The organism is Streptomyces sp. NPDC024632 (assembly GCF_055559175.1).
Genome location: NZ_JBVHLD010000003.1, coordinates 172,239 through 195,968 on the forward strand (window position 1 = coordinate 172,239; position 23,730 = coordinate 195,968).

Below are 23,730 nucleotides of genomic sequence, written 5' to 3' on the forward strand. Positions count from 1 at the left end.
GGGGTCTTTCCCCCTTTTTTTTTCCCCCCCCCCCTTTCGTGTTGTTGTTGGTTGGTTCTTTGGGGTTGGTGTGTCCTTTGCCCCCAAAGGGTCTTCCCCCCCCCCCCCTCCCCCCCCCCCCGCCGCGATCAGACGTTGACGCCGAAGTCCTGGGCGATGCCGCGCAGTCCCGAGGCGTAGCCCTGGCCGATGGCGCGGAACTTCCACTCCGCGCCGTGCCGGTACAGCTCGCCGAAGACCATGGCGGTCTCGGTCGAGGCGTCCTCGGTCAGGTCGTAGCGGGCCAGCTCGCGCTGGTCCGCCGCGTTGAGCACCCGGATGTAGGCGTTGCGCACCTGGCCGAAGCTCTGCTGGCGGCTCTCGGCCTCGTAGATGGAGACGGGGAAGACGATCTTCGCGACATCGGCCGGGACACCGGCCAGATTCACGTTGATGACCTCGTCGTCGCCCTCGCCCTCACCGGTGAGGTTGTCACCGGTGTGCACCACGGAGCCGTCGGGGCTGGTGAGGTTGTTGAAGAAGACGAAGTGCGCGTCGGAGAGCACCTTGCCCTGGTCGCTGGTGAGCAGCGCGCTCGCGTCGAGGTCGAAGTCGTTGCCGGTGGTGGTGCGGGCGTCCCAGCCCAGACCGACGACGACGGCCGTGAGATTCGGCGCCTCCTTGGTCAGCGAGACGTTGCCACCCTTGCTGAGGCTGACTCCCACGAGTCCTCCCAAATCGGTTCGTGCGTGCTGTGTGCGTGGCGTACGCGTGCACAGATCCTGCGCTGGTGCCGGATCAACGTGCCGAGCTTAGTGACGGGTTCCCGAGGTCTACAGCGATTCGAGCGCCTTTGCGTAGTCGTGAAGATCGCGGGCGTCCGGCAGCCCGTTGACGACGGTCCAGCGCACGGTGCCCTCCTTGTCGATGACGAAGGTGCCGCGCAGGGCGCAGCCCTTGTCCTCGGCGAAGACGCCGTAGGCGCGGGAGACCGCGCCGTGCGGCCAGAAGTCGGACAGCAGCGGGTAGTCCAGGCCCTCCTGGTCGGCGAAGACCCGCAGCGAGTGCATCGAGTCGCAGGAGACGGCGAGCAGTTGCACGTCCGCGTTCTGGAACGCGGGCAGCTCGTCGCGCAGCGCGCACAGCTCGCCGGTGCACACGCCGGTGAAGGCGAAGGGGTAGAAGAGCAGCACGACGTTCTTCCGGCCGCGGAAGTCGGCCAGGCGCACGGTACGGCCGTGCTGGTCGGGCAGGGCGAAGTCGGGTGCCGGGGCGCCGACCGCGGGGATCTCGTGGGCTGCGCTGATCTCGCTCATCGCGCGGGCGTCCCTTCTCGGGGAGGCGCGGGACCCGGCGCGGCCGTCGCGACCGCCGCAGGGCCGCGACACAGGGTGGGCCAAGCGCGCGGTTCCCCGCTCCCCCGAGGGGGCGCGGGGAACCGCGCGGCCAGCGTGTGACGGGCGGCGGACGGCCGCGGGGCGCAACCCCTGCGGCGGGCCGCCGGTGCCGGGAAAGCTACCGCTTCCCCGCGCGGGCCGTCTTGGGTGTCACGAGACGGCTGCCGGTCCAGTCCTTGGCGGCGTTGACGCTGCTGGTCTGGGCGAGGCCCGCGGTCTGCGCGGCCTCTCCGATCTCGCTGGGCTCGACGTGGCCGTCACGCCCGGTCTTCGGGGTCATGAGCCAGATCGGGGCGCCGGGGTCGACCGTCGACGTGGCGTCGACGAGTGCGTCGGTGAGGTCGCCGTCGTCCTCGCGGAACCACAGCAGGACGGCGTCGGGCACGTCGTCGTACTCCTCATCGGCGAGCTCCTCGCCCGTGAGCTCCTCGATACCCTCTCGAAGCTCCTGGTCGCAATCCTCGTCGTACCCGAGCTCCTGGACCACCTGTCCGGGCTCGAAACCAAGCCGGCTCGCCGGGTTGGTCCGCTCCTCCGCGTGGTCCGCGGTCGCGCTCACGCTTTGCCTCCTGTCATGGGGAAAATCTGCCCGCGCCTGTGCGGGTTATTGGCGGTAGTCCACACGGGCTGGGCGGATCGCGCAAGTACCCGGCGTACGAGACCGTCGAAACGGTGACGATTCGACCGTGTCACCGCAACCCGCACACTCAATGGTGACGCACATCACGGCGGTTTGCCGGTGTTGTGCGTGATTGGAGCCGCGAGTCGGTCGTACGAGCGACTGGGCGTAGAGTTCAGGTTTGGCCTCCCCCAACCTCAGGCCGGGAGGCTCCCGGCCGACCACCGGCCCTGGGGCCGCGCGGCTCATGAGCTGCGGTTACCGCTCGGTAGAGATGACGTATCGAACGACGCGGTACACGATGGAGGCGGCGCGACCCAGCAGAGCTCCACCTAGCAGCGAAGGAACAGCGTGGCTTCCGGATCCGATCGCAACCCGATCATCATTGGCGGCCTTCCCAGCCAGGTCCCGGATTTCGATCCCGAGGAGACGGCGGAATGGCTCGACTCGCTCGATGCGGCCATCGACGAGCGCGGCCGTGAGCGGGCCCGCTATCTGATGCTCCGCCTCATCGAGCGCGCGCGCGAGAAGCGCGTCGCGGTGCCCGAGATGCGCAGCACCGACTACGTGAACACCATCGCCACCAAGGACGAGCCGTTCTTCCCGGGCAACGAGGAGATCGAGCGCAAGATCCTCAACGCCACCCGGTGGAACGCGGCGGTCATGGTCTCCCGCGCCCAGCGTCCCGGGATCGGCGTCGGCGGCCACATCGCCACCTTCGCCTCCTCCGCCTCGCTCTACGACGTGGGCTTCAACCACTTCTTCCGCGGCAAGGACGACGGCCTCGGCGGCGACCAGATCTTCTTCCAGGGCCACGCCTCCCCCGGCATCTACGCCCGCGCCTTCCTGCTCGACCGGTTGAGCGAGGCGCAGCTCGACGCCTTCCGCCAGGAGAAGTCGAAGGCGCCGAACGGCCTTTCCAGCTACCCGCACCCGCGGCTGATGCCGGACTTCTGGGAGTTCCCGACCGTCTCGATGGGCCTCGGCCCGCTGGGCGCGATCTACCAGGCCCGGATGAACCGCTACATGGAGGCGCGCGGCATCGCCGACACCTCCACGTCGCACGTGTGGGCGTTCCTCGGCGACGGCGAGATGGACGAGCCGGAGTCGCTCGGCCAGCTCTCGATCGCCGCCCGCGAGGGCCTGGACAACCTGACCTTCGTCGTCAACTGCAACCTCCAGCGCCTCGACGGCCCGGTGCGCGGCAACGGCAAGATCATCCAGGAGCTGGAGTCGCAGTTCCGCGGCGCCGGCTGGAACGTCATCAAGCTGATCTGGGACCGCTCCTGGGACCCGCTGCTGGCCCAGGACCGCGACGGTCTGCTGGTCAACAAGATGAACACCACCCCGGACGGCCAGTTCCAGACGTACGCGACCGAGACCGGTTCGTACATCCGTGAGCACTTCTTCGGCGACGACCAGCGGCTGCGCAAGATGGTCGAAGGCATGTCCGACGAGCAGATCCTGCACCTCGGGCGCGGCGGCCACGACCACCGCAAGGTCTTCGCGGCCTACACGGCGGCCAAGGAGCACAAGGGCCAGCCGACGGTGATCCTCGCGCAGACCATCAAGGGCTGGACGCTGGGTCCGAACTTCGAGGGCCGCAACGCGACGCACCAGATGAAGAAGCTGACGGTCGACGACCTCAAGCGCTTCCGCGACCGGCTGCACCTGCCGATCACCGACCAGCGGCTCGACGAGGGCTACCCGCCGTACTACCACCCCGGCCGGGACTCCGAAGAGATCCAGTACATGCACGACCACCGCAAGGCGTGCGGCGGTTACGTGCCCACGCGCGTGGTGCGGGCCAAGCCGCTGCCGCTGCCGCCGGAGAAGACGTACGCGACCGCGAAGAAGGGCTCGGGCCAGCAGTCGATCGCCACCACCATGGCGTTCGTCCGCGTCCTGAAGGACCTGATGCGGGACAAGGAGATCGGCAAGCGCTTCGTGCTGATCGCCCCCGACGAGTACCGCACCTTCGGCATGGACGCGTTCTTCCCGAGCGCGAAGATCTACAACCCGATGGGTCAGCAGTACGAGTCGGTCGACCGCGAGCTGCTGCTGGCGTACAAGGAGTCGCCGACCGGGCAGATGCTGCACGACGGCATCTCCGAGGCGGGCTGTACGGCGTCGCTGATCGCGGCGGGCTCGGCGTACGCCACGCACGGCGAGCCGCTGATCCCGGTCTACGTCTTCTACTCGATGTTCGGGTTCCAGCGGACCGGCGACCAGTTCTGGCAGATGGCCGACCAGCTCTCGCGCGGCTTCGTGCTGGGCGCGACCGCGGGCCGCACCACGCTGACCGGTGAGGGCCTCCAGCACGCGGACGGCCACTCGCAGCTCCTGGCCTCCACCAACCCCGGCTGCGTCGCGTACGACCCCGCCTTCGGCTACGAGATCGCGCACATCGTGCAGGACGGTCTGCGCCGGATGTACGGCGAGACCGCGGACGGCAAGCCGGGCGAGGACGTCTTCTACTACCTCACCGTCTACAACGAGCCGATCCAGCACCCGGCCGAGCCCGCGGACGTCGACGTGGACGGCATCCTCAAGGGCATCTACCGCTTCAAGACCGGCGAGGCCGGTACGATCCCCGCGCAGATCATGGCGTCGGGTGTCGCGGTGCCGTGGGCGGTCGAGGCGCAGCGCATCCTCGCCGAGGACTGGAACGTACGGGCCGACGTATGGTCCGCGACGTCCTGGAACGAGCTGCGGCGCGAGGCCGTCGCGATCGAGGAGCACAATCTGCTGCACCCGGAGGAGGAGCAGCGCGTGCCGTACGTGACGCGCAAGCTGTCCGGGGCCGAGGGGCCGTTCGTGGCCGTCTCGGACTGGATGCGGGCGGTGCCCGACCAGATCTCGCGCTGGGTGCCCGGCACGTACTCCTCGCTGGGCGCGGACGGCTTCGGCTTCGCGGACACCCGTGGCGCGGCCCGTCGCTTCTTCCACATCGACGCGCAGTCGGTGGTCCTGGCGGTCCTCACCGAGCTGGCCCGCGACGGCAAGGTCGACCGGTCCGTGCTGAAGCAGGCCGTCGACCGCTACCAGCTCCTGGACGTGGCCTCGGCCGACCCGGGCGCGGCGGGCGGCGACGCGTAGTTCGGCTCCGCCTCGGGTTCGCCCGGGCTCCGCACGACAACGGCCTCCGGGCCGAGAGGGCTCTCCCTCTCGGCCCGGAGGCCGTTCGTACGCCCGCGCGGCGCGGGCGGGGCTACTGGGCTACTGGGCTACTGGGCTACGTAGAGCAGCGCGATGAGTGTGTCGAGCGCGCCGAGGAACAGCGCGATCAGGGCCAGCAGGGGTTTGCGGCCGCTCCAGCGGCGGCCCATCGCGAGCCAGCCGCAGACGACCGCCACGGGGCCGAACACGATGCCCAGGACGAAGAAGCCCACGACCGCGCTGATGACTCCGATGATGCCGAGCCTGCCGCCGGTGCGCTCCACTTCGACTCGGGTGCCGCGGGAGCGTTCGGTCGTGGCGAAACGTCGAGCCATGGTTCCCTCCTCGGGGTCCCGTCCTCGGGTCCTGCCGGTTCGATTGCCCGCTGCGGGCACCGCTATGCCGCGCGGAGGCCGCCTACCGGCCGCGTATCGCCTTGTGAGTGCCTTCCGGCGGGAGGCGGTCACCGGGGGGTGCGTCCGACTGGCGGCAGCCGCGTAACCTCCGGTCAGATCATTCCGTTTCCAAACGTGATCTGACTCACCCTTGACCCGGCCACCCGTCCGGGTCTTCTACGCTGGACCGCGGAGCCGCGCCCAGGGACGCCGTTGTCCGCACGTACTGCCCCACAGCACCTGACGCCCCACCTCCCGCCCCCATATCCCCGCCGCCCGGTTGAACCCGGGACGAATCCGCGAGGCATCTGCGAGTGAGCCTTCTCGAAGCGCGACTGAGCCCCATGTCGATCCGCGCCCTGCTGGCCCTGTCGGTCGTCTTCATCATGCTGGCGACCACCGGCTGGACGGCGCTGCGCCCCGGCGGGGCCGGCGACCCGCGGGCCGCCGCCCTGTCGTCCTGGCGGCACGGCACCATCGCCTCGCACAAGCTGCCGGACCCCGACAGCGGCGCCCGGACGATCGCGCGCTTCTTCGCGTCGCTCACCGGCGGCCAGCGGCTCGCGCTCACCGAGCGGTACCCGCTGATCGTCGGCAATCTCAACGGCGCGCCGCTCACCTTGCGCTACCGGGCCAACCACGCGGCCATCGAGCAGGCCCGCACCGCGGAGACCGCGCGCTCGCACAGCGACCAGTTCACCGTGGCGGGCCGGATCGACGCGGCGCGGCGGGCCGCGCGCTACACCTCGCTGCTCAGCGGCCACCGGCAGATCCTCTCCTTCGACCCGACGGGCTCCGGCCGGGTCGCGGAGGTCTTCGGCGACCTGAAGGCCGCCAAGCGGGTCTCCGTCGTCGTCCCCGGCGTCGACACCAACCTGCTCACGTTCGAGCGCGCCACCAAGTCGTACGCGGCCCCGGTCGGCATGGCGACGGCGCTGTACGACGCGGAGCGCGCCGCCGACCCCGGCGTGCGGACGGCCGTGATCGCGTGGGCGGACTACACCACGCCGACGGGGCTCGGCCTGGACGCCTCGACGGGCAACATGGCCGAGCGCGGCGCCACCCGATTGAACGCGCTGCTCAGCGCCTTGCCGCAGCACGCCGAGGTGTCGCTCTTCTGCCACTCCTACGGCTCGGTGCTGTGCGGGGTGGCCGCCCCCGACCTGCCGGGCCGCTCGGTCTCCGACATCACGGTCTTCGGCAGTCCCGGCATGCGCGTGCAGCGCGCCTCGCAGCTCCACACGTCGGCGCACGTGTGGGCGGCGCGGGACAGCTCCGACTGGATCAGCGATGTGCCGCACCTGGAGATCGCCGGGCTCGGCCACGGCGCCGACCCGGTCAACGACTCCTTCGGCGCCCGGGTGATCAGCGCCGCCGGAGCCAGCGGGCACCCCGGCTACTTCGCGCCCGGCACCACCAGCCTGGCCAACTTCACGCAGATCGCCCTGGGCAACTACGCGGCGGTCGCCTGTCAGGACGCGGACGAGGGGTGCACCTCGGGGCTCGCCTGAGGGACGGGCCGGGCCTCGGCCCGGCCGGGGGCGGGCTGCGGGGGCGGGCTGTCACAGGGCCGCCCTACGCTGGCCGCATGGCCACCTTCGAGGAGTTCGCGGACAGCGCCCTGGCGCTGCCGCGGGCGCACCGGCAGATCACCTGGGGCAGCGAGCACACCTTCCGGGTCGGCGAGAAGATCTTCGCCATGGGCAACCCCGACGGCGCCCATGTGTCGCTGAAGGCGTCCAAGGAGGATCAGACCGAGCTGATCGCCGCCGACCCCGGCACCTTCTCGCCCGCCCCCTACGTCGGCCGCTTCGGCTGGGTGCGCGCCGCCCTGGACTCCGTCGACCCGGACGAGCTCGCGGAACTCCTCACCGAGGCCTGGCGCCGCACGGCTCCGCGCCGCCTGGTCAAGGAGTTCGACGAGGCCGCGGGACGCGCGTAGTTCCTGACGGGGTACCGCCAAGCGGGAGGCCGCTTACGATGGCCCGTATGGGTGATGTGCTGGCCGGAAACAACGCTGAATGGGAGTTCGAACCAGAAGCGGTGGTGATCCGGTACAGCAGAGGCGTACGGGGCGTGAGGTTTCTCCAGGCCCTCGGGGAACGCCGGATTCCGCATGAGGCGCTGGACGGGATCGAACTGCTGGACGGGCGGCGCGGCACCGTCGTCCTGCGGGCGCTGCCCAGGCCCGGCGCCGATCCGGTGATCGAGGCGGCCGGCGGCCAGCTCAAGGAGAGCGCGGACCCGTACCGTCTGGTGCTGCCCGCGCAGTCGCGCACGCTCGCGGAGTACTACCGGGACGAGCTGCGCCCCCTGCTCGGCCCCCAGGTGCGGCACAGCCTCGACGACGGCCCGGCGGAACGTTTCCTCGTGGCCCCACCTGCGGCGCCGCGCTCCTTCAAGGCGTACGACGCGAAGGCGCTGTTCGACGGCCGCACCGTCAGTTTCCGCTGGTTCTGGACGGGCGCGTCGTCCGCGAAGTGGAAAGCGGGCGACCAGAGCTTCCCGGTGGAACAGCTCAGCGGCCTCGACTGGCGCTCGCCCGAACTCCTCCACGGCCATCTGCGGCTGCTGCGCCGCGACGCCGACCGGCAGGAGCAGCCCGGCGAGGCCGACCAGGACCCGGCCGCCGTCGTCTTCGGCCTCGGCTACGGGCCCGTGCACGAGTCGCTGCCCTTCGCCGCGGCGGTGCTCGCCGCGATCAAGTCCGCCCGCGTACGGCCGCAGCCGTAGGGCGCGGTCGTACACGGGCGGGTGGCGCCGTGTAGCGCCGTGTGTGGCTGAATCCGTACGGCTACTCGCGCGCCGCCGACGTACTGCTCATGTCCGGGTAGCGGTCGCCCGCCACCTGCGCGGCGATCGGTTCGAGCAGCTCCAGCTCGGCCGGGGTGAGCGTGATCCGGGTGGCCGCGGTGTTCTCCAGCACGCGGGCGGACTTGCGGGTGCCGGGGATCGGCACCACCGGCAGGCCGTGCACGGCGGCGCGCTGCTGCACCCAGGCCAGCGCGATCTGGCCGAGGGTCGCGCCGTGCGCCTCGGCGACGGCGCGGACCGGGGCCAGCAGGTCCGCGTTGCGCCGGGCGTTCTCGCCGGTGAAGCGCGGCTGGCTCTGCCGGAAGTCGCCGCTGCCCAGCTCGGTGGCCGCGTCGGTGAACGAACCGGTCAGGAAGCCGCGGCCGAGCGGCGAGTACGGCACGAAGGCGATGCCCAGTTCGGCCGCCGCGCCGACCGCGGACTGCTCCACGTCCCGGCTGAACAGCGACCACTCCGACTGGATCGCGCTGATCGGGTGCACCGCGTGCGCCTCGCGCAGCTCCGCGCCGGTCACCTCGGACAGCCCCAGCCAGCGGACCTTGCCCTCCGTGACCAGCTCGCCCATCGCGCCGACCGACTCGCTCAGCGGGACCGCCGGGTCGCGCCGGTGCATGTAGTACAGGTCGATGACGTCCGTGCCGAGGCGGCGCAGGCTGCCCTCGACGGCCTGCCGGATGTACGGCGGGTCGTTGCGGATCGCCCGGTACGAGGAGTCGTCGCGCTTGCGCTCGTTGGCGAACTTCGTCGCCAGGACGATCTCGTCGCGGTGCGCCTTGACGAAGGGGGCCAGGAACTCCTCGTTGTCGCCGATCCCGTACATGTCGGCGGTGTCGTAGAGGGTGACGCCGACGCCCAGCGCCGTCTCCAGCGTCTCGCGGGCCGCGGCCTCGTCGGTGTCGCCGTAGAACTCGCTCATGCCCATGCAGCCCAGACCCTGGACACCGACCGCGGGTCCTCCGGTGCCGAGGGTCGTGGTGGCGATACGTGAGGTGTCGTCGCTCATCAGGCGCCTGTCCTTTCCTGCACTGCGGGGTGCCGCACGGCGGGGGTCCGCGGCGCGGGGTCCTGCACGGTGGAGCACGCGTACGTGCTGATCTTGAAGTCGAGGACCGTCAGGGTGTCCTGGAGCTCGGCGATCCGCTGGAGCACGTCCAGCCGGGTGGACTCCAGCAGCGCCTGCCGGTCGGGGAACGTGTGGTCGCCGCTGCGCACCAGCTCGGCGTACCGGACCATGTCGGCGACCGGCATCCCGGTCAGCCGCAGCTTGCCGACGAAAGCCAGCCAGTCCAGATCGCGGTTGGTGAACCGGCGCTGGCCGGTGTGCGAGCGGTCCACGTGCGGCATCAAGCCGATCCGCTCGTACCAGCGCAGGGTGTGCGCGCTGAGGCCGGTGAAGGCGGCCACCTCGCTGATCGTGTACTGGTCCTGGCCGTCGGGCCGCAGGTGCCCGTCGTCATCCGCGCAGCTCGTCGTATTACTCGGTTTGCTCTTCGCCACCTGCACGACCGTCATACCCTCCACGCTAAGACCTTGGAGTGCACTCCAAGCAAGTGGGCTCCGCGCGCCGGGCCCGCTCTGATCCCGCCCCGGCCTCGCTCCGGCCTCGCTCCGGTCCCGCCCCGAAGCGCGGCACGGACACGCTTTAAGCTCGCACGCATGGAGAGCTTGCGCCTGATCGAGCAGTGGCCGGTGACGAACGCGGCGGCGGCCGTGGTGCGGCAGGACGGGACGGTGGCCGGGTCGCACGGGCCGACGGGACAGCGGTTCCGGCTCGCCTCGGTCACCAAGCCGCTGACCGCGTACGCGGCGCTGGTGGCGTACGAGGAGGGCGTCTTCGAACTGGACGACCCGGCGGGTCCCGAGGGCTCCACTGTGCGGCACCTGCTCGCGCACGCGTCCGGGCTCGCCTTCGACGAGGACCGGGTGACGGCGCCGCCCGGCACCCGGCGGCTGTACTCCAACGCGGGCTTCGACGTGCTAGGCGAGCACCTGGCCAAGGCCGCGGGCATCCCCTTCGCGGAGTATCTGCGGCAGGCCGTGCTCGAACCGCTGGGCATGACCGCCACCGGCCTGTCCGGCGCGGGCTCCCCCGCCGCCGACGGTGTCTCCACGGTCGACGACCTCGTCCGTTTCGCCGCCGAGCTCCAGGCCCCGCGGCTGCTGCACCCCTCCACCGTGGCCACCGCCACCTCGGTGGTCTTCCCCGGCCTCAAGGGCGTCCTGCCGGGCTACGGCCACCAGAATCCCAACGACTGGGGCCTGGGCTACGAGATCCGCGCCGCCAAGTCCCCGCACTGGACCGGAGCCCTCTCCTCCCCCGCGACCTTCGGCCACTTCGGCCAGTCCGGCACCTTCCTGTGGGTCGACCCGGTCGCCGGAACCGCCTGCGTCGCGCTCACCGACCGCGACTTCGGGGAGTGGGCGGTGCCGCTGTGGCCGCGCTTCACCGACGCCGTCCTCACCGAGCTGCGCTAGGGCTTTCGGGGAGGGCGGTCAGCCGTACGACGGCTCGGCGTGCATCTCCCACACCAGGTACTCCGCCGGGCCCTCGCACCGCGCCGTGAGCGCGTCCGCGCCGGTGATCCGGGCCGCGTCCCCCGCCGTCAGCAGCTCGTCACCGAGCCGCACACCGCCGCGGACGACATGCACATAGCGGTACGGGGCCGACGGCAGCGGCGCGCTGTCCGCCGTCACCGGGCGGCCCACGTACAGCGCGGCGGCGCGCTGCCGCAGCCGCAGCGCCCGCGGGGGCGCGTCCGGGGCGCCCGTGGCCAGCAGCGTCAGACCGGGGCCCGGCGGGGCCGGGTCGCTCACGCTCGCGTAGGCCGGGGCTTCCCCGAACGTGTCGGGGTGCAGCCACATCTGAACGAACGTCAGCCGCGTCCCGCCCGCGTTGCGTTCGACATGGCGTACGCCGCCGCCCGCGCTCAGCCGCTGGAGCCCGCCGGGGCCGAGGCGGTGCGGCGCGCCGCCCTCGTCCCGGTGCTCCAACTCGCCTTCCACCACCCAGGTGACGATCTCCGTGTCCCGGTGCGGGTGTTCCCCGAACCCCGCGGGTGGTTCCAGGCTCTCCTCATTGCACGCCAGCAGCAGGCCGAACCGGACGTTCTCGGGGTCGTAGTGACCCCCGAACGAGAACGCGTGCCGCGTCACGATGCCCTTCTGCGGCACCGATCGCATCCTGCTCGCGGCCCGCCGCACGTCGATCACCGCCCCACGATACCCAGACCCCACCCCGCCGGGCCGTGGGCCTGCCCGTGCGGCTGCCGCCGCGTGGGCCCGCTGTCCGCACGACCTGTGCCCCGTCTGGGGCGCTGGTGGCACCCCCGGCCGGTTGGGGGAGGAACTGCGCGGCCAGCCGCCGCGCTCCCGCAGGTCACCACCCGCCCCGGCGGGGCAGTTCGGATGTCTCCGGACCACCCGCCGGTGGGGGCTTGTCGCGCAGTTCCCCGCGCCCCTAAAAGCCACGTCCTGCGCAAGGTGGACGTACGGGACCGGGGCCGGGTCGAGGAGGGTGGGGGTGATCACCGTACCCGTGGAGCGCGCCCCGCAGGGGATAAGGCAGGCTTGTCCTCGTGCCCGAGCCCTCGCAAAGCCCGCAACCTCCCGCAGAGACAGGCCGCGGCAGCCATGCCGCCACGCTCCGGCGGCTGGAGAAATCCGCCGGAAGGCTCGCCGCGAACGCCATCGCGCGGATGGACGCGCAGTTGCCGTGGTACCGGGCGATGCCACCGGAGAACCGGTCGTGGATCGGCCTGGTGGCCCAGGCCGGCATCGCCGCGTTCACGGAGTGGTTCCGGCACCCCGAGGCGCCGCAGGCGATCAGCACCGACGTGTTCGGCACGGCGCCGCGCGAGCTGACCCGGGCGATCTCGCTGCGGCAGACCGTGGAGATGGTGCGGACCACCATCGAGGTGATGGAGGCGGCGATCGACGAGGTCGCCGCCCCGGGCGACGAGGGCGTACTGCGCGAGGCGTTGCTGGTGTACGCGCGGGAGATCGCCTTCGCGACGGCGCAGGTGTACGCGCAGGCCGCGGAGGCGCGCGGCGCGTGGGACGCGCGGCTGGAGTCGCTGGTGGTCAACGCGGTGCTGTCGGGCGAGGCGGACGAGGGCGTGCTGTCCAGGGCCGCCGCGCTGGGCTGGAATTCGCCGGACAAGATCGTGGTGGTGCTCGGCACCGCGCCCACCGGGGACAGCGAGTTGACGGTCGAGGCCATCCGGCGGGCCTCCCGGCACGCGAAGCTCCAGGTGCTGACCGGGGTGCTCGGCGAGCGCCTGGTCGTGGTCGCCGGCGGCGACGACGACCCGATCCGGGTGGCGAAGGCGCTGATCGGCCCGTTCGCGGCGGGCCCGGTCGTCGCGGGCCCGGTCGTCGGCGACCTGCTGACGGCGACGCGTTCCGCGCAGGCGGCGGCGGCCGGACTCAAGGCGTGCGCGGCGTGGCCGGACGCGCCGCGCCCGGTGCTCTCGGACGACCTGCTGCCGGAGCGGGCGATGGCGGGCGACCGCTACGCTCGTGAACAGTTGGTGGAGGAGATCTACAGACCGCTGGAGGAAGCGGGCTCGGCGCTGCTGGAGACGCTGAGTGTCTATCTGGAGCAGGCGTCGTCCCTCGAAGGTGCGGCCCGCATGCTCTTCGTGCACCCCAATACCGTTCGCTACCGGCTCCGACGTGTGACCGATGTCACCGGCTGGTCACCCTCCGATGTACGCTCCGCGTTCACCCTGCGCATCGCGCTCATCCTGGGGCGACTGTCCGACGCCGACCGGACGCACTGAGCTTTTGTTGGACACATACAAATCGCCTGACAGTTCTTGGTCCCTGTCCCCACGGGCGGTCATCCCCGTCCGCGAGAGAGAGTGTGAAGGTGCTCGTACTCGTCGCTCCCGGCCAGGGCGCGCAGACGCCCGGCTTCCTGGCCCCCTGGCTCGAACTCCCCGGTGCCGCCGACCGCCTGTCCGGCTGGTCCGCCGCGGCGAACCTCGACCTCGCCCACTACGGCACGAAGGCGGACGCGGACGAGATCCGCGACACCAAGGTGGCACAGCCGCTGCTGGTCGCCGCGGGTCTGCTGTCCGCGGGCGAACTGACCGGCGGGGCCTCCCCGCTGACCCCGGACGCGGTGGCGGGTCACAGCGTCGGTGAGATCACCGCGGCCGTACTGGCCGGGGTGCTGTCCGCCGAGGACGCGATGACCTTCGTCGCGGCCCGCGGCCGGGCCATGGCGGACGCCGCCGCGGTCACCGAGACGGGCATGTCCGCGGTGCTCGGCGGCGACCCGGACACGGTCCTCGCCCACCTCGCCGGTCTCGGTCTGACCCCGGCGAACATCAACGGCGCCGGCCAGATCGTGGCGGCCGGCACCATGCCACAGCTCGCGGCGCTGGCCGCGGACAAGCCGGAGAAGGCCCGCGTCATCGCGCTGAAGGTGGCGGGCGCCTTCCACACCGAGCACATGGCCCCGGCCGTGGCGACCCTGGAGGCGCTCGCGCCCTCGCTGGCCGTCACGGACCCGGCGCTGCCCTATGTGTCGAACGCCGACGGCCGGTTCGTGGCGTCCGGCGCGGACATCGTACGGCGGCTCGTCGCGCAGGTGTCCAACCCGGTTCGGTGGGATCTGTGCATGGAGACCTTCAAGGAACGCGGCGTCACTGCGATGATCGAGGTATCGCCCGGTGGCACGCTCGTCGGCCTCGCCAAGCGGGCGCTGCCCGGGGTGCGAACCCTCGCGCTGAAGACGCCGGACGATCTGGAAGCGGCCCGCGCCCTCGTCGCCGAATACGGCACCCCCGCCGAAGCCGTAGACGCAGCCGAATAGGAGCCGTGCAGAGATGACAGCGAAGATCAGGCCGAGCAAGGGCGCGCCGTACGCGCGGATCCTCGGTGTCGGCGGCTACCGGCCGACCCGCGTGGTGCCCAACGAGGTCATTCTGGAGCACATCGACTCGACGGACGAGTGGATCAGGTCCCGGTCCGGGATCGCCACCCGGCACTGGGCGGGTCCGGACGAGACCGTCGCCGAGATGTCGCTGGCCGCGGGCGGCAAGGCCATCGCGGACGCCGGGATCAGCGCGTCCGACATCGACGGCGTGATCGTCGCCACCGTCTCGCACTTCAAGCAGACCCCCGCCATCGCGACCGAGATCGCCCACCGGATCGGCGCGGGCATGCCGCCCGCCTTCGACATCTCGGCGGGCTGCGCGGGCTTCACCTACGGCCTGACGCTGGCCAAGGGCATGGTCACCGACGGCACCGCCAAGCACGTCCTGGTGATCGGCGTGGAGCGGCTCAGCGACCTCACCGACAAGGAGGACCGTGCCACGGCCTTCCTGTTCGGCGACGGCGCGGGCGCGGTCATCGTCGGCCCTTCGGACGTACCCGCCATAGGCCCCACGGTGTGGGGTTCCGACGGCGAGAAGTCCGAGACGATCAAGCAGACCGTCTCCTGGGAGGTCTACCGGGACACGCCCGCCGGGGAAGTCCGTTTTCCGGCGATCACACAGGAGGGCCAGTCGGTCTTCCGGTGGGCCGTGTTCGAGATGGCCAAGGTCGCCCAGGAGGCGCTGGACGCCGCCGGGATCACCGCCGACCAGCTCGACGCGTTCATCCCGCACCAGGCGAACATGCGGATCATCGACTCGATGATCAAGGCTCTGAAGCTGCCGGACCACGTCGCGGTCGCCCGTGACGTGGAGACCACGGGCAACACCTCGGCCGCCTCGATCCCGCTCGCGATGGAACGGCTGCTCGCCACGGGCAAGTCCAAGAGCGGCGACACCGCGCTGGTCATCGGCTTCGGGGCGGGTCTGGTCTACGCGGCAACTGTGGTTACTCTCCCTTAGTCACACACACCCTCGCGGCGCCGCAGTCCCGCACGCCGCTCACCCAGCAACACATCAAGGAGCGCCGTCAATGGCAGCCACCAAGGAAGAGATCGTCAGCGGTCTCGCCGACATCGTCAACGAGATCGCCGGTATCCCGCAGGAGGACGTCCAGCTCGACAAGTCCTTCACCGACGACCTGGACGTCGACTCGCTGTCCATGGTCGAGGTCGTCGTGGCGGCCGAGGAGCAGTTCGGTGTGAAGATCCCGGACGACGACGTCAAGAACCTCAAGACCGTCGGCAACGCCGTCGACTACATCCTGGCCGCCCAGGTCTGACCGGGCCCCGCCCGCCAGAAAGCCCTACCGGGACGACGCGACTGTCGCCCGCCCTTCTAGACGTGGAGAGACAATTCCTGTGAGTCCGACCAATCGCACCGTGGTCGTCACCGGTATCGGAGCAACCACACCGCTGGGTGGCGACAGCGCGTCGACCTGGGAGGCGTTGCTGGCCGGCCGGTCCGGCGTCCGCACGCTCGACCAGGACTGGGCGGCGGATCTGCCGGTGCGGATCGCCGCGCAGATCGCCGTCGAACCGGGTGAGGTGCTGCCCCGCCCGCTGGCCCGCAAGCTGGACCGCAGCGCGCAGTTCGCGCTGATCGCGGCCCGTGAGGCGTGGGCGGACGCGGGCTTCACCGCGAAGGCGGGCGAGGACCCGGCGGTCGACCCCGACCGGCTCGGTACGGTCGTCGCCTCCGGCATCGGCGGCGTGACCACGCTCCTCGGCCAGTACGACGTGCTCAAGGAGCAGGGCGTCCGCAAGGTCTCCCCGCACACCGTGCCGATGCTCATGCCGAACAGCCCGTCGGCGAACGTCGGCATCGAGGTCAACGCGCGGGCCGGTGTGCACACCCCGGTCAGCGCCTGCGCCTCGGGCGCGGAGGCCATCGGTTACGCCATCGAGATGATCCGCACCGGCCGCGCCGACGTGGTCGTCGCGGGCGGTACCGAGGCGGCCATCCACCCGCTGCCCATCGTCGCCTTCGGCAACATGATGGCGATGTCCAAGAACAACGACGACCCGCAGGGCGCGTCGCGGCCGTACGACTCCGGGCGGGACGGCTTCGTCCTCGGTGAGGGCGCGGGCGTGATCATCCTGGAGTCCGAGGAGCACGCCACCGCGCGCGGCGCCCGGGTGTACTGCGAGGCGGTCGGCCAGGGCATCTCGGCCGACGCGCACCACATCACCCAGCCGGAGCCGTCGGGCCGTGGCATCGCCGCCGCGCTGACCAATCTGCTGCACAACTCCGACCTGAAGCCGGCCGAGATCGTGCACGTCAACGCGCACGCGACCTCGACCCCGCAGGGTGACGTCGCGGAGATCAAGGCGCTGCGCCAGGTCTTCGGCGACGACGTGGACCACATGGCGATCTCCGCCACCAAGTCCATGACCGGTCACCTGCTGGGCGGCGCGGGCGGTATCGAGACGGTCGCGACCGTTCTCGCGCTGTACCACCGCATCGCCCCGCCGACGATCAACCTCAACGACCCGGACCCGGAGGCCGACGCCGACATCGTCCGCGCCGAGGCCCGCCCGCTGCCCGAGGGCACCATCGCCGCCCTCAACGACTCCTTCGGCTTCGGCGGCCACAACGTGGTGCTGGCGCTCCGCTCCTGGAACCGCTGAGGCGCTGCCCGCTGAGCTGTGACACGTGTGCCCCTGCCGGTCGGTCCGGCAGGGGCACACGTGTGAGGTCGGACCGCCGGGCGCACTGGCGCGGCGGGGTTCGCCGGTAACCGGCGAGCCAAAGGGCGCGGCGGGGTTCGCCGGCGAGCAAAGGGCGGATCCAAGCGCCCGGAGGCGAGACGGCGGCAAAAATAGAGGGGCGCTACTTCGCTTCGGGGTCGGGGAAGCTCGCGAAGTACGAGGCGGCCATGTCCTCGTCGCCGTGGCCCTGGGCGGAGGCGCGGTGGAAGCGGTCGGCCCCGGCGGCGGTGAGGTCGAGGCGGATGCCGTGCCGGTCGGCGGCGCCGAGGATGAGTCCGGCGTCCTTGGCGGCGGCGTCCACGGTGAAGTTGGGGGCGAAGTCGCCGCTGAGGATGACGGCGGACTTGGCGCGGAGGTAGGGCAGGTCGAGGGGGCCGCCCCCGATGGCTTCGAGGATGTGGTCGCGGTCGACGCCGAGCCCCTTGGCAAGCGCCATGACTTCGGCGGTGCCATGGGTGACGGCCAGCACCCAGGTGTTGAGGACGAGCTTGAGGCTGCTGGCGGCCCCGGCCGTACCGTCGTCGCCGAGCCAGATGGTGGTGCGGCCGACCGCGTCGAAGACCCGTTCCGCGACCGGGCGGGCGGCGGCGGGGCCCGCGGCCAGTACGGTCAGCTCCCCGGCTTCGGCGACCGGCCGGGTGCCGAGGACGGGCGCGTCGAGGAAGTGCGCCCCGGTCTCGGCCGCCAGCGCGCCCAGTTCGGCCAGCGCGTCGGGCCCCACGGTGCTGCTCTGGACCCAGACGACGCCCGCGCGCAGGGCGGGCGCGGCGGCGCGCATCACCTCCAGGACGGAGGGCCCGTCGAAGAGCATGGTGATCACGGCGTCGGCGTCGCGTACGGCGTCGGCCGGGTCGTCGGTGACGCGGATGCCGTCGGCTTCGAGCGGCTGGGCGCGGGAGCGGGTGCGGTTCCAGGCACGGACCTCGTGCCCGGCGGCGGACAGATTGCGGGCCATCCCGGCGCCCATGATTCCGGTGCCGAGGACCGCGACGGTGAGAGTGTCGGACATACCGGCAGGCTATGCCGCGCGGCCCCGCTCGGGGCGCCGACGTACCGCCGACGGGATTAGACCACTTGGTGGAGCCAGCGGACGGGGGCGCCCTCGCCCGCGTAGCGGAAGGGCTCCAACTCGTCGTCCCAGGGCTTGCCGAGCAGCCCGGACAGCTCGCTCTCCAGGTCGGCCTCGCCCATGCGGGCGCGCTGCATCGCGGCGCGCAGCCGGTCCTCGGGGATCAGGATGTCGCCGTGCATGCCGATGACGGCGTGGAAGATGCCCAGCTCGGGGGTGGCGCTGTAGCGCTCGCCCTCGGCGGTCGCGCAGGGCTCCGCCGTGACCTCGAAGCGCAGTTGGTGCCAGCCGCGCAGCGCGGACGCCAGTTTGGACGCGGTGCCGGGCTCTCCCTGCCAGGAGAATTCGGCGCGCCAGGTACCCGGCGAGGCGGGCTGCCGGATCCAGTCCAGTGTGACGCGCACGCCTAGGACGCCCGCGACGGCCCATTCGACGTGTGGGCAGAGCGCGCGCGGTGCGGCGTGCACGTACAGAACTCCACGTGTCGTCACCGGTACCTCCAGTGTGGGACGAGGTTCGCCTTCCCCAGCGGCCTCACACCCGAACTGGCTGCTCTCGGGGCAACATTAGACATTCTGCACTATTCACCACAATCAGGACAACAATCTACGTTTGACGCCCGGCAGTCGCCGATCTCCCGTCTTTTCGCCCAGGTGTCAGGGAAAAAGCTACCGTGCGGCGTCCTTGAGGGAGTCACGTACCGTCGTGCTGGTACGAGATGTCACCCACTCGTCGGAGGGGAGCACCGGATGCGACCGATGCTGCGCCGTGGCCTCGCACTGGCCGTAGGGGCCGTTCTCCTGGGCGGATGCACCGTCAGCGGGTCTCCGCCCGACGGCGGTCGGGGTGAACCCTCCGCACACACCTCGCATTCCGCTTCGGGGCCGCGCGACCCGTCCCCGAAGCCGTCGCCGACCCGCCCCTGGAACGTCCGTCCGCCGTCGGTGGCCGCGCTCGGTGACTCCATCACCCGCGGTTTCGACGCCTGTTCGCCGCTGTCGGACTGCCCCGACGTGTCGTGGTCCACCGGCGACCGCGACAAGGTCGACAGCGTGACGCACCGGCTGGCCGCGACCGTGCCCGCCACCAGGAGCTGGAATCTCGCCCAGTCCGGCGCCCTGGTCGCGGACCTGCCCGCCCAGGCCGAGGCCGCGGCGGCCCACCGGCCCGCCATGGTCACCGTGCTGATCGGCGCGAACGACGCGTGCACCGCCACCGCCGCCGCGATGACCTCGATCGCCGACTTCCGGGCCGACTTCGCCCGCGCGCTGTCGTATCTGCACCGCGTCCTGCCCGGAACGCAGGTGCTGGTGGCCAGCATCCCCGACCTCAAACGGCTGTGGTCGGTCGGGCGGACCAACGTCCTGGGCAAGCAGGTCTGGAAGCTCGGCCTGTGCCCCTCGATGCTGCGCGACGCGGACTCGCACAGCGCGGCGGCCGAACAGCGGCGGGACACCGTACGGGACCGCGTGATCGCGTACAACAAGGTGCTCGGGCAGGTCTGCGGACAGTACGAGCGCTGCCGCTACGACGGCGGCGCGGTCTTCGCGTACCCGTTCGGCACGGACGACCTGAGCCGCTGGGACTGGTTCCACCCCAACGAGCGGGGGCAGGCCCAACTGGCCAGGATTCTGGCCCGAGTCGCCTTCGGCGCGAGTCCGGCGTAGGGGCGGAACCGGTCATTTCGCGGAGGGATCCGGCCTTTTCGGCGGCGGGGGGCCGGGGGCGGTGCGGGGGCGGCCCTCAGTCGTCGGGCCGGCCCTCCTCGGCGGGCTCGCCCGGCGGCAGCACTTCCCTGGCCAGCAGCGTCGCGCCCGCGACGGCGCCGGGCATCAGGAAGACCGCCACCAGCGGCACGAGGAAGGCCAGGACGAGCGGCACCCCGAAGCCGAGCACCAGCGGCAGCCGGGCCCGCAGCACGCGGATGCGTTCGCGCAGCGGTACGTCGCGGCGCTGCATCGCGACCGCGGCGAGTTCCAGGGTGAGGAAGAAGCCGGAGACGCAGAAGCCGACGGCGGGCACCACGGTCTGGCCGAGGACCGGCACGAAGCCGAGCGCGAACAGCACGATCCCGAAGGCCGCGACGCGCACCAGGACCCGGACGCTGTCCACCGTCGAGACCCACAACTCCCGCCACAGCCCCAGCTCGGGCCCCTCGGGCGCCCCGCCCTCGGCCCGGTCCACGCGCGCCGCGACCGTCTCGTAGAACGGCTGCCCGACCAGCAGCGTCACCGCCGTGAACGAGATCACCGCCAGCAGCAGCCCGCCCCCGACCACGACCGCGTCCAACAGCCCCCGGAACGCCCCGGACCACGGCGACGCCCAGTGATCCGCGAAGGGCGTCGCCCACGCGACCAGGTCGTCCGTCCACACCAGGAGCGCCACGAGCGCCGCCGCGTACCCGACCAACGTGATCAGCGCGGGCACCATCCCCAGCCGCCACTCCCGCCCGTGGCCTGCGGCCCACTTCTGGCCCAGATACAGCAGCCGCACTCCACCCCAGATCTCCCGCATGCGCGGAGCTTAGAGGACAAGCACGTCGGCCGCCGCCGAGAGGCATACAAGCGCGACGCGGCACCCGCCGCCGCCGGGTCAGCCTTCGGCCCAACCCGCCCGCCAGCCACCACGCGCAGCGCACAACTCGCGTTCGCCGAAGGCGAGATCCCCTGCGGGGTGGCCAACCGCGCCGGTACCCGAACCGCACGGCGCGCGGTCGCCGGACGCGAGATCCCTGCGAGACGGCCAACCGCCGGTTCTCGGACCGCACGGCGCGCGGTCGCCAACAACGAGAGCCCCTGCGGGGCTGCCGTTAGCCGTAGCCCGAACCACACGGACCGCCGTCGCCGGACGCGAGAGCCCCGCGGGACGGTCAACCACCGAATCTCGGACCGCACGGGCCGCGGTCGCCAACAACGAGAGCCCCTGCGGGGCGGCCGTTGGCCGGTACCCGAACCGCACGGCGCGCGGTCGCCGGACGCGAGATCCGTGCGGGACGGCCATCCGCCGAACCTCGGATCGCACGGCGCGCGGTCGGCGACGGTGGGGACCCCCGCCGGGAGGCCGGCAGCCGAATTGCCCGCCTGCACGGGTGGGGGTCCCCCCGCCGAAGCCGGGGGAAACGGGGGCGGGGTCAGGGGGCGGGGACGGAGAGCGGGGCCGTGAGGCGGGGCGAGGCGATGGAGCGGCCGGCGACCACGGCGTAGGCGCCGGGCACGAGCCGCCACGCGGCGGCGTCCTCGTCCCAGACCTCGGCGGCCCGCCGGGGCACCCGGACGGTCACCTCGACGGCCTCCCCCGCCTCGGCGGCGACGGAAGCGAATCCGGCCAGCCACCGCCCGGGCCGCGCGACGTCCGAGGTCGCCCCCTCGGACGACGCCCCGTCGAGGTAGAGCTGGACGACCTCACGTCCGGCCCGCGCCCCGGCGTTCCGCACCCGCACGGTCGCGGTGACCAGCACGTCCGGCTCCGAACTCTCGGCGACGACCAGCGACTCGTACTCCCAGTCGGTGTACCCGAGCCCGTGCCCGAAGGGATAGGCGGGCGCGACGGCCTGCCGCTCCCACGCGCGGTACCCGATGAACACCCCTTCGTCGTAGGCGAGTACGCCGTCCTGCGGCGTGACCCGGCTGACGGGCGCGTCGGCGAGCCGTACCGGCCAGGTCGTGGGCAGCCGCCCGCCCGGCTCCTCCACGCCGAGCAGGACGTCGGCGAGGGCGGCCCCGGCCTCCTGCCCGGGGAACCAGCCGAGGAGCACGGCGGCCACGTCCTCCCGCCACGGAAGCTCCACCGGGGAGCCGGAGTTGACCACGACCACGGTCCGCGGATTGACGGCGGCGACGCGGGCGACGAGTTCGTCCTGGCGGCCGGGCAGCCGCAGATCGCGCCGGTCGAAGCCCTCGGACTCGACGCGTTCCGTGGTGGCGACCACGACGACGGCGGTGTGCGCGGCCCGCGCGGTCTCGACGGCCTCGGCCAGCAACTCCTCCGGATCGCGGGCCGGTTCGCCGTGCAGCAGGGCGAACCCGACGGCGAGGATGGGGAGTTCGACACTCTTGGGCACGGCGTGCACGAGGCTGATCTCGACCCGCTCCCCCGCCGCCAGTTCGACGGTCCCGTGCTCGGCGGGCGTGCCGAGGAACGCCTCGAACGGGTCCTCGTGCTCGCTGCCCTCGACGCCGTCGAACAGCACGTGTCCGCCGACGGTCAGGGTGAAGCCGCCGGTGCCGCGGGTGCCGAAGCGGTGCGCGCCGCTGACCCGCGGGGTGAACCAGCCGCGGGTCTCGACGGTGTGCAGCGCCTCGTACGCGACGCCTTCCGGCAGTTCGCCGAGCCACTGGAGCTGGCCGTTGGGCAGCTCCTCCGAGCCCAGTTCGGCTCCGTGTTCGTCGCGGGCGACGGCGGTGAGGGCGAATCCGGGCCCGGCGACGGGCAGTTCCTCGGTGGGGTCGGCGCCGACACTGTGGCTGAGGGCGACGCCCGCGTGCAGCGCGGCCCGCAGCCCGTCGAGCGGCGAGACGACGTGGTCGGGGAAGACCTGCGCGGAGCCGCCGCCCAGGACGCGCGGGTCGCGGGCGGCGGCGCCGATGAGGGCGATGCCGCCGCCGAGCGGGGTCGGCGCGAGCGGCAGCACGGGCGCGTTGCCGCGTACCTCGTTGCGTACGAGCACGAAGCCGCGGCGGGCGATCTCGCGGGCCAGCGCGTCGCCGTCGGCCGGGGCGGGCCGGTCGGCCACGGCGACGGCGGGCGGCGCGCCCTCCAGCAGGCCGGTGCGGGCGGCGAGCAGCAGGACCCGGCGGGCGGCGGTGTCGACGGCCGCCTCCTCGACGGCCCCCGCGCGTACGGCGGCGGCCAGCGCCTCGCCGTAGACGGTGACCGGTCCCGGCATGGCGATGTCGAGGCCGCCCAGGAGCGCGCCGACGGTGTCGCGGGCGGCCAGCCAGTCGGAGACGACGACGCCGTCGAAGCCCCACTCGCCGCGCAGCACGCCGTTGACCAGGGGGTCGTGCTCGGTCATCGTCGTGCCGTTGACGGCGTTGTAGGCGGCCATGACGCCCCAGGGGCGGGCGCCCGCGACGATCGCCTCGAAGGGCGCGAGGTACAGCTCGCGCAGCGGCCGGGGCGCGATCCGGTTGTCGACGGTGAAGCGCTCGGTCTCCGCGTCGTTGCCGACGAAGTGCTTGACGGTGACGCCGACTCCGCCGTCCTGGACGCCGCGCACATAACCGGTGCCGATGGCGCCGGTGAGATACGGGTCCTCGCTGTATGCCTCGAAGTGCCGTCCGCCCAGCGGCGACCTGTGCAGGTTGACGGTCGGCGCGAGCAGGACGTGGACGCCCTTGCGATGCGCCTCCTGGGCGAGCAACCGGCCTGCGCGGCGGGCCAGTTCGGGGTCCCAGGACGCGGCGAGCGCGGTGGGGCTGGGCAGCGCGGTCGACGGGTCGCCCGCCGTCCAGCGCTTGCCGCGCACGCCGATCGGGCCGTCGGACATCACCAGCGAGCCGAGGCCGATCTGCGGCAGCGCGGGCAGCGTCCACATGTCCTGGCCCGCCAGCAGCCGCGCCTTGGCGTCGAGGTCGAGCTTGCCGAGCGCCGCGTCGACCGCCCGCTCGCGCTCCGCGTCCCCGCGCGCGTCCGCGCGTACGCCCTCGTCCCCTGCTCCGGCCGCCGCCCCGCTGATCGCCGTCATCTTCCGTCCCCTTCCGCCT

At 72.2% G+C, this 23,730-nt stretch carries 22 protein-coding genes; 11 read left to right on the forward strand and 11 right to left on the reverse strand.

The window, feature by feature from the left end; all coding sequences use genetic code 11:
* Window positions 1–128 precede the first annotated feature (128 nt).
* From ACZ37P_RS08065 to ACZ37P_RS08075, 3 genes are all read right to left on the reverse strand, one after another.
* Window positions 129–704, reverse strand: a complete 576-nt coding sequence (locus ACZ37P_RS08065) for a TerD family protein (protein WP_188285108.1) — start codon at window positions 702–704, stop codon at window positions 129–131.
* A 108-nt stretch (window positions 705–812) separates the two neighbouring features.
* A complete protein-coding gene (locus ACZ37P_RS08070; RefSeq protein WP_391047347.1) occupies window positions 813–1,295 on the reverse strand; it encodes a peroxiredoxin in 483 nt (160 codons plus the stop codon).
* A 199-nt stretch (window positions 1,296–1,494) separates the two neighbouring features.
* Window positions 1,495–1,935: a DUF3052 domain-containing protein gene (locus ACZ37P_RS08075; protein ID WP_188285110.1), complete on the reverse strand. Its 441-nt coding sequence runs from the start codon at window positions 1,933–1,935 to the stop codon at window positions 1,495–1,497.
* Window positions 1,936–2,346: 411 nt separating this feature from the next.
* Here ACZ37P_RS08075 and aceE point away from each other — a divergent pair, with 411 nt between their 5' ends.
* The gene (gene aceE, locus ACZ37P_RS08080; protein WP_355344828.1) at window positions 2,347–5,094 is read left to right on the forward strand and encodes a pyruvate dehydrogenase (acetyl-transferring), homodimeric type; all 2,748 of its coding nucleotides are present in this window, start codon (window positions 2,347–2,349) and stop codon (window positions 5,092–5,094) included.
* Between the two features lie 128 nt (window positions 5,095–5,222).
* Here aceE and ACZ37P_RS08085 read toward each other — a convergent pair whose 3' ends face one another.
* Window positions 5,223–5,489, reverse strand: a complete 267-nt coding sequence (locus ACZ37P_RS08085; RefSeq protein WP_355344825.1) for a small hydrophobic protein — start codon at window positions 5,487–5,489, stop codon at window positions 5,223–5,225.
* A 404-nt stretch (window positions 5,490–5,893) separates the two neighbouring features.
* On the opposite strand from ACZ37P_RS08085, the gene ACZ37P_RS08090 reads away from it, so the two are divergent.
* The 3 genes from ACZ37P_RS08090 to ACZ37P_RS08100 all read left to right on the forward strand — a co-directional run bounded on the left by ACZ37P_RS08090 (window position 5,894) and on the right by ACZ37P_RS08100 (window position 8,282).
* Window positions 5,894–7,060, forward strand: a complete 1,167-nt coding sequence (locus ACZ37P_RS08090; protein WP_355344870.1) for an alpha/beta hydrolase — start codon at window positions 5,894–5,896, stop codon at window positions 7,058–7,060.
* Window positions 7,061–7,137: 77 nt separating this feature from the next.
* Window positions 7,138–7,491, forward strand: a complete 354-nt coding sequence (locus ACZ37P_RS08095; protein ID WP_355344822.1) for an MmcQ/YjbR family DNA-binding protein — start codon at window positions 7,138–7,140, stop codon at window positions 7,489–7,491.
* 38 nt (window positions 7,492–7,529) lie between these two features.
* A complete protein-coding gene (locus ACZ37P_RS08100) occupies window positions 7,530–8,282 on the forward strand; it encodes a DUF4429 domain-containing protein (RefSeq protein ID WP_391047353.1) in 753 nt (250 codons plus the stop codon).
* 61 nt (window positions 8,283–8,343) lie between these two features.
* On the opposite strand, the gene ACZ37P_RS08105 is transcribed toward ACZ37P_RS08100, so the two are convergent.
* Window positions 8,344–9,366 (reverse strand): aldo/keto reductase, encoded by a 1,023-nt coding sequence (locus ACZ37P_RS08105; RefSeq protein WP_355344816.1) that lies wholly within the window; start codon window positions 9,364–9,366, stop codon window positions 8,344–8,346.
* Window positions 9,366–9,875 (reverse strand): MerR family transcriptional regulator, encoded by a 510-nt coding sequence (locus ACZ37P_RS08110; protein ID WP_355344813.1) that lies wholly within the window; start codon window positions 9,873–9,875, stop codon window positions 9,366–9,368. Before ACZ37P_RS08110 ends, ACZ37P_RS08105 begins: the two co-directional genes overlap by 1 nt.
* 144 nt (window positions 9,876–10,019) lie before the next feature.
* Here ACZ37P_RS08110 and ACZ37P_RS08115 point away from each other — a divergent pair, with 144 nt between their 5' ends.
* Window positions 10,020–10,838 (forward strand): serine hydrolase domain-containing protein, encoded by an 819-nt coding sequence (locus ACZ37P_RS08115; RefSeq protein ID WP_401304282.1) that lies wholly within the window; start codon window positions 10,020–10,022, stop codon window positions 10,836–10,838.
* 18 nt (window positions 10,839–10,856) lie between these two features.
* Here the strand turns inward: ACZ37P_RS08115 and ACZ37P_RS08120 are convergent, their stop codons facing one another.
* Complete coding sequence (locus tag ACZ37P_RS08120; RefSeq protein WP_467345855.1) at window positions 10,857–11,570, reverse strand: pirin family protein; 714 nt, start codon at window positions 11,568–11,570, stop codon at window positions 10,857–10,859.
* A 368-nt stretch (window positions 11,571–11,938) separates the two neighbouring features.
* On the opposite strand from ACZ37P_RS08120, the gene ACZ37P_RS08125 reads away from it, so the two are divergent.
* The 5 genes from ACZ37P_RS08125 to fabF all read left to right on the forward strand — a co-directional run bounded on the left by ACZ37P_RS08125 (window position 11,939) and on the right by fabF (window position 16,875).
* The gene (locus ACZ37P_RS08125; RefSeq protein WP_355344804.1) at window positions 11,939–13,144 is read left to right on the forward strand and encodes a PucR family transcriptional regulator; all 1,206 of its coding nucleotides are present in this window, start codon (window positions 11,939–11,941) and stop codon (window positions 13,142–13,144) included.
* Between the two features lie 89 nt (window positions 13,145–13,233).
* On the forward strand, window positions 13,234–14,184 hold the full coding sequence (locus ACZ37P_RS08130) for an ACP S-malonyltransferase (RefSeq protein ID WP_355344801.1): 951 nt from the start codon (window positions 13,234–13,236) through the stop codon (window positions 14,182–14,184).
* A gap of 13 nt (window positions 14,185–14,197) precedes the next feature.
* Complete coding sequence (locus tag ACZ37P_RS08135) at window positions 14,198–15,208, forward strand: ketoacyl-ACP synthase III (protein WP_355344798.1); 1,011 nt, start codon at window positions 14,198–14,200, stop codon at window positions 15,206–15,208.
* Window positions 15,209–15,278: 70 nt separating this feature from the next.
* A complete protein-coding gene (locus ACZ37P_RS08140) occupies window positions 15,279–15,527 on the forward strand; it encodes an acyl carrier protein (RefSeq protein ID WP_355344795.1) in 249 nt (82 codons plus the stop codon).
* A gap of 79 nt (window positions 15,528–15,606) precedes the next feature.
* Window positions 15,607–16,875, forward strand: a complete 1,269-nt coding sequence (fabF, locus tag ACZ37P_RS08145) for a beta-ketoacyl-ACP synthase II (protein WP_355344792.1) — start codon at window positions 15,607–15,609, stop codon at window positions 16,873–16,875.
* 202 nt (window positions 16,876–17,077) lie between these two features.
* Here fabF and ACZ37P_RS08150 read toward each other — a convergent pair whose 3' ends face one another.
* A complete protein-coding gene (locus tag ACZ37P_RS08150; RefSeq protein ID WP_467345545.1) occupies window positions 17,078–17,965 on the reverse strand; it encodes an NAD(P)-dependent oxidoreductase in 888 nt (295 codons plus the stop codon).
* A 56-nt stretch (window positions 17,966–18,021) separates the two neighbouring features.
* Window positions 18,022–18,516 carry a DUF3145 domain-containing protein gene (locus ACZ37P_RS08155; RefSeq protein WP_188285125.1) on the reverse strand — a complete coding sequence of 165 codons (495 nt, stop codon included), beginning with the start codon at window positions 18,514–18,516 and terminating at the stop codon, window positions 18,022–18,024.
* A 453-nt stretch (window positions 18,517–18,969) separates the two neighbouring features.
* On the opposite strand from ACZ37P_RS08155, the gene ACZ37P_RS08160 reads away from it, so the two are divergent.
* Entirely contained in the window at window positions 18,970–19,692 is a 723-nt protein-coding gene (locus tag ACZ37P_RS08160; RefSeq protein WP_401304291.1) for an SGNH/GDSL hydrolase family protein, read from the forward strand.
* Window positions 19,693–19,768: 76 nt separating this feature from the next.
* Here the strand turns inward: ACZ37P_RS08160 and ACZ37P_RS08165 are convergent, their stop codons facing one another.
* Window positions 19,769–20,539 (reverse strand): EI24 domain-containing protein, encoded by a 771-nt coding sequence (locus ACZ37P_RS08165; RefSeq protein WP_467345547.1) that lies wholly within the window; start codon window positions 20,537–20,539, stop codon window positions 19,769–19,771.
* 616 nt (window positions 20,540–21,155) lie between these two features.
* Window positions 21,156–23,711, reverse strand: coding sequence for a beta-glucosidase family protein (locus ACZ37P_RS08170; RefSeq protein WP_391160196.1), 2,556 nt, complete (start codon window positions 23,709–23,711; stop codon window positions 21,156–21,158).
* Window positions 23,712–23,730: the final 19 nt, after the last annotated feature.